The organism is Paracoccus binzhouensis, from assembly GCF_016446475.1.
GTDB classification, from domain to species: domain Bacteria; phylum Pseudomonadota; class Alphaproteobacteria; order Rhodobacterales; family Rhodobacteraceae; genus Paracoccus; species Paracoccus binzhouensis.
Genome location: NZ_JAEHFP010000105.1, coordinates 1 through 5000, shown reverse-complemented (window position 1 = coordinate 5000; position 5000 = coordinate 1). Strand labels below are relative to the sequence as shown.

Genomic DNA, 5000 nt, shown 5'->3' with positions numbered 1-5000 from the left:
GCGCGCAGGCGCCGCCATGGATATTCACCACTTCATGCGACAGGCCAAGGTCGCGCATCGCCGCCATGGCGACCACGGCGAAAGCCTCGTTGATCTCGAAGAGGTCGTAATCCGAAAGCGCCGTCCCCGTCCGCTCCAGCAGGCGCCGCACCGAGCCGATGGGCGCGGTCGGAAACAGGCTCGGCTTGTCGGCGAAGGTCGCATGCCCCAGGATCCGCGCCCGCGGGGTCAGCCCGCGCCGCTCGGCCTCCGAGGCCCGCATCAGCACCAGCGCCGCCGCCCCATCCGAGATCGACGAGGAATTGGCCGCCGTCACCGTGCCCTCCTTGCGAAAGGCCGGCCTCAAGGTCGGGATCTTGTCCAGCCGCGCCTTGCCCGGCTGCTCGTCGGTATCCACGACCGTCTCGCCGCCGCGCCCCTTGACCGTCACCGGTGCGATCTCGCCCGCGAAATGCCCGGCGGCGATGGCCTTCTGCGCCCGCGTCAGCGAGGAAATCGCGAATTCGTCCTGCGCCTCGCGCGTGAACTGATAGGCTTCCGCGCAATCCTCGGCGAAGGTGCCCATCAGCCGGCCCTTGTCATAGGCATCCTCCAACCCGTCCAGGAACATGTGGTCCATCACCTGCCCATGCCCCATGCGATAGCCCGACCGCGCTTTCGGCAGCAGATAGGGCGCGTTCGACATGCTCTCCATGCCGCCCGCGACCACGACATCGGCCGAGCCCGCCAGCAGCAGGTCATGGCCCAGCATCGCGGCCTTCATGCCCGAGCCGCACATCTTGTTGACGGTCGTCGCCCCGGCCCCCAGCGGCAGCCCGGCCCCCAGTGCCGCCTGGCGCGCCGGCGCCTGGCCCTGGCCGGCGGGCAGCACGCAGCCCATGATGATCTCGTCCACCGCCTGCGGGTCCAGGTCGCCCAGCGCCGCCTTGATCGCGGTCGCGCCCAGCGCCGGGGCCTCGACCCCGGCGAAATCGCCCTGGAAGCCGCCCATCGGCGTGCGGGCCAGGCCGGTGATGACAATCGGATCGGTGCTCATGATGGATCTCCCCTATTTCGGCGCCATGCGCAGCGCGCCGTCCAGCCGGATGACCTCGCCGTTCAGCATCTGGTTTTCGACGATATGGCGCACCAGCGCCGCATATTCCGCCGGATGGCCCAGCCGCGGCGGGAAAGGCACGTTGGCGCCCAGGCTGTCCTGCACCTCCTGCGGCAGCCCGGCCATCATCGGCGTGGCAAAGATGCCCGGCGCGATGGTCACCACCCTGATGCCGTGCCGCGCCAGTTCCCGCGCCGCCGGCAGGGTCAGCGCCGCGACGCCGCCCTTCGAGGCCGCATAGGCCGCCTGCCCGATCTGCCCGTCATAGGCCGCGATCGAGGCGGTGTTGACGATCACCCCGCGCTCGCCGCCCTCGCCCGGCGGGTTCTTCGCCATGGCATCGGCGGCCAGCCGCAACATGTTGAAGGTGCCGATCAGGTTGATCTGGATGGCGCGGGCGAAGCTTTCCAGCCCATGCGGTCCCTCGCGCCCGACGATCTTCTCGCCCGGCGCCACGCCGGCGCAATTCACCGCCACGTCGATGCGGCCGAAAGCCTCCAGCGCCGCGGCGATGGCCGCCTCGCCCTCCGGGACGCTGGTCACGTCGGTCCTGACGAAGCGCGCGGCCGCGCCCAGTTCAGCCCCCACGGCCGCGCCGGCCTCGGCGTTCACGTCCAGCAGCACCGCCCGCGCGCCAGCGCCGACCGCCATGCGCGCCACCGCCGCGCCCAGGCCGGAACCGGCGCCGGTGACCAGAAATACCTTATCCTCGATCTGCATGATGCGTCCTTAATTCCGGGCCAGTTTCTCGACTTCCGCCTTGCGCAGGATGAAGCGCTGGATCTTGCCGCTCGGCGTCTTGGGCAGGTCGGCGACGAAATCGATCATCCGGGGATAGGCATGGGCCGACAAGCGTTTCTTGACATGCTGCGCCAGTTCCTCGCGCAGCGCCTCGGTCCCCTCGACCCCCTTGGCCAGCACCACGAAGGCCTTCACGATCTCGGTCCGCTCGGGATCCGGCACGCCGACCACCGCCGCCTCGACCACCGCCGGGTGCTCGATCAGCGCGCTTTCCACGTCGAAGGGCCCGATGCGATAGCCCGAGGAGGTGATCACGTCATCCGACCGGCCGATGAAGCTGATCGAGCCGTCCGGCTCGAACTCCACGCTGTCGCCGGTGCGGTAATAGCCCCCCGCCAGCGCCGGCGTCGCCTGGTTCAGATAGCCGCTGAACCACATCAGCGGCGAACGCTTCATGTCGATGGCCAGCACGCCCGGCTGGTTCGGCCCCAATTCGTTGCCGTCATCATCCAGCACCACGACGCGATAGCCCGGCATCGCCAGCCCGGCCGAGCCCGGACGCACCGGATGCTCCAGCCCGTGATGGTTGTTCACGCACATGCCCATCTCGGTCTGGCCATAATGGTCGTGGATCGGCACCGCCAGATGCTCGGCGAACCAGCGGATGATCTCGGGGTTCAAAGGCTCGCCGGCGGAACTGACCACCCGCAACTGCCCCTTGACCGCCCCGGCCGCCTCCGGCCCCGCCGCGATCAGCAGCCGGTAGGCGGTGGGCGAGCCGGCAAGGCTCGTCACCCCCATGCGCCTGATGATGCGATAGGTGCTCTCGGCGGTGAAGCCGCCCTCGTAGAAGATCATCGGCTGGCCCAGCAGCAAGGGCCCGGTCAGCGCATAATAAAGCCCGTAGGCCCAGCCCGGATCGGCAATATTCCAGAACACGTCGCTTTCGCGCAGGTCGATGGCATCGCGCATATAGGCGCCGAAGGCCAGCAGCGCCCGCAGCGGCACCGGCACCCCCTTGGGCAGCCCGGTGGTGCCCGAGGTGGACATCATCATGAAGAGGTCCTCGCCCCGGCGCAGCACCGGCTCGAACGCGTCCGAGGCCATGGCCAGCCCGGCGCGGAAATCGACGTCCTGCGGCGCCAGCGCCTCGGCCTCGCCGCGCACCGTGGCGACCAGCGGGCAATCCTCGACCTCGTCCAGCTTGGGCCGCTGCGCCGTATTCGTCACCACCAGCCTGGCGCCGCTGGTCTTCAGCCGGTGCTCGATGGCCTTGGGACCGAAGGCGGTGAACAGCGGCTGATAGACCGCGCCCAGCCGCCAGGCGCCCAGCACCACGGCGACCAGATCGACCGTGCGCGGCAGCAGCCCGGCCACCACGTCGCCCGGCCGGACGCCCTTGTCGCGCATCAGGTTCGCCGCCCGCGCCGCCATGCCGCGCAGCTGCTCGAAACTGTATTCGGTCAGCACCTCGTCGGCCGACAGGCAGCGCAGCGCCACCCGGTCCGCGCCGCAATGGCGGTCGCAGCATTCAACGCAGGCATTCAGCCCGGTCTCCAGGTCGCCGCGCAGCCCGGCGATGGCATCCTCGATGCGGAATTGCGCCACGGCCTGCTCATAGCCAGGACGCGACCGGGACAGGGTCGTCGCAGACATGTCTCTCCTCCTCAACTCTCCCGCATTCCCGCGGGCTCCTCGAGCTTGCCGGCAGCTTAGCGCCGGCCGCATTGCAAACAATGACATTCGCGGCCAGAATAGCTGATCGGTTTTGCAACAGGTCTGCCATGGAGCGCCGCAGCATCTCGCCCGGCTTCGTCGAGGACGCGCTGGACTGCCTTCACCGCCGCGGCCTCGACCCGGCGCCGCTCCTGGCGCAATCCGGCATCACCACCTTGGCCGAGCCGGTTTCGAACCTGCAATACGGCAAGCTCTGGCTCGCCATCGCGGACCTGATCCGTGACGAGTTCTTCGACGAGGCCGCCCGCCCCATGCGTCCCGGCAGCTTCCAGCTGCTCTGCCAGGCGGTCCTGCATGCCGGCACGCTGGAACGCGCCCTGCGCCGGGCGCTGACATTCCTGGTCGTGGTGCTGGACGACCCGGCGGGCGAGCTGCGCCTGCGCGCCGGCCAGGCCGAGATCCTGCTGCGCGACACCGGCCCGCCGCGCCGCGCCTTTACCTATCGCACCTACTGGCTGATCCTGCTGGGGGTGATGTGCTGGCTGATCGGCCGGCGCATCCCGCTGATGCGGGTGGATTTCGCCTGCCCGGCGCCGCCAAACCGCCGCGACTATCACCAGTTCTTCGGCGCGCCGGTGCATTTCGGCCAGCCGGTCAGCCGGCTCAGCTTCGCCGCCAGCTACCTGTCGCTGCCAACCATCCGCGACGAGAAGGCGCTGCAGGGCTTCCTGCGCGGCGCCCCCGCCAACATCCTGTTGCGCTATCGCCACGATCAGGGGCTTTCGGCGCGCATCCGCGCCCGGCTGCGGGCATCGCCGCCCGAGGACTGGCCGGATTTCGACAGCGTCGCCGCCGCCCTGCGCCTGTCGCCCGCGACGCTGCGCCGCCGGCTGCGGGCCGAGGGCCAGGGCTTCGCCGCCATCCGCGCCGAGATCCGCCTGACGCACGCCCGCCAGCTGCTGCGCGACACCAACCTCAGCGTGGCCGAGATCGCCGCCCGGCTCGGCTATGGCGAACCCAGCGCCTTCCATCGCGCCTTCCTCAAGCTCGCCGGCACCACGCCGGCCGCCTTCCGCCGCGAGGCCGCCTAGCCCGCCAGCACCCACAGCCGGAATCGCCGCCCGCCGGTGATCTCGCGCGCCAAGCCCAGCTCGCGCATCCGCGCCAGCATCCGCTCGGCGGTGTCGCGGCTGATGCCGGCGCTTTCCTCCAGCATGGCGGCGTTCAGGATCGGATGGGCGGCCAGCGCCTGGATCACCCGGGCCGGATTGTCGCCCTTGATCCCCGCCATCGCCGCCCGCGCCCGGCCCTGCCAGTCCGCGACCCGCGCCAGCTCGTGCCGGGCGTCCTGCAGCGCCGCTGTCACCGCCGCCAGGTGCCGGGCCATGCGCTCGGCGGGGGGGCCGACATCGACCCAGACGGCACGGCCGTGCCGGCCCAGCGGCACGAAGCGCAACGCCTCGCAGCCCTCGGCCATGGCGCGCGC

5 protein-coding genes (1 of these 5 running past the window's edge) are annotated in these 5000 nt (G+C 70.5%); 1 reads left to right on the top strand and 4 read right to left on the bottom strand.

The window, feature by feature from the left end; all coding sequences use genetic code 11:
• The 3 genes in view from I9P22_RS18945 to I9P22_RS18935 are tightly spaced (at most 12 nt apart) and all read right to left on the bottom strand, a layout consistent with a single transcriptional unit that may run on beyond the window.
• Positions 1-1036, bottom strand: partial view of an acetyl-CoA C-acyltransferase gene (locus I9P22_RS18945; RefSeq protein WP_199261149.1) — the 5' portion only. The gene continues 146 nt to the left of window position 1, outside the view; only the first 1036 of its 1182 coding nucleotides appear in the window; it begins with the start codon at positions 1034-1036; its stop codon lies beyond the left edge, outside the window.
• Between the two features lie 12 nt (positions 1037-1048).
• Positions 1049-1816, bottom strand: a complete 768-nt coding sequence (locus I9P22_RS18940) for an SDR family NAD(P)-dependent oxidoreductase (protein WP_199261147.1) — start codon at positions 1814-1816, stop codon at positions 1049-1051.
• A gap of 9 nt (positions 1817-1825) precedes the next feature.
• A complete protein-coding gene (locus I9P22_RS18935; RefSeq protein WP_199261145.1) occupies positions 1826-3493 on the bottom strand; it encodes an acyl-CoA synthetase in 1668 nt (555 codons plus the stop codon).
• Between the two features lie 128 nt (positions 3494-3621).
• On the opposite strand from I9P22_RS18935, the gene I9P22_RS18930 reads away from it, so the two are divergent.
• Positions 3622-4605, top strand: a complete 984-nt coding sequence (locus I9P22_RS18930) for an AraC family transcriptional regulator (protein WP_199261144.1) — start codon at positions 3622-3624, stop codon at positions 4603-4605.
• Here the strand turns inward: I9P22_RS18930 and I9P22_RS18925 are convergent.
• The coding region (locus I9P22_RS18925; protein ID WP_269846660.1) for a helix-turn-helix domain-containing protein at positions 4602-5000 on the bottom strand (399 nt) is incomplete at its 5' end. The genes I9P22_RS18930 and I9P22_RS18925 overlap by 4 nt on opposite strands.

Bases quoted from the DNA above. Each gene is read 5' to 3' on its own strand.
- I9P22_RS18940 (WP_199261147.1), bottom strand. From the start codon at position 1,816: ATGCAGATCGAGGATAAGGTATTTCTGGTCACCGGCGCCGGTTCCGGC.
- I9P22_RS18930 (WP_199261144.1), top strand. From the start codon at position 3,622: ATGGAGCGCCGCAGCATCTCGCCCGGCTTCGTCGAGGACGCGCTGGAC.
- I9P22_RS18935 (WP_199261145.1), bottom strand. From the start codon at position 3,493: ATGTCTGCGACGACCCTGTCCCGGTCGCGTCCTGGCTATGAGCAGGCC.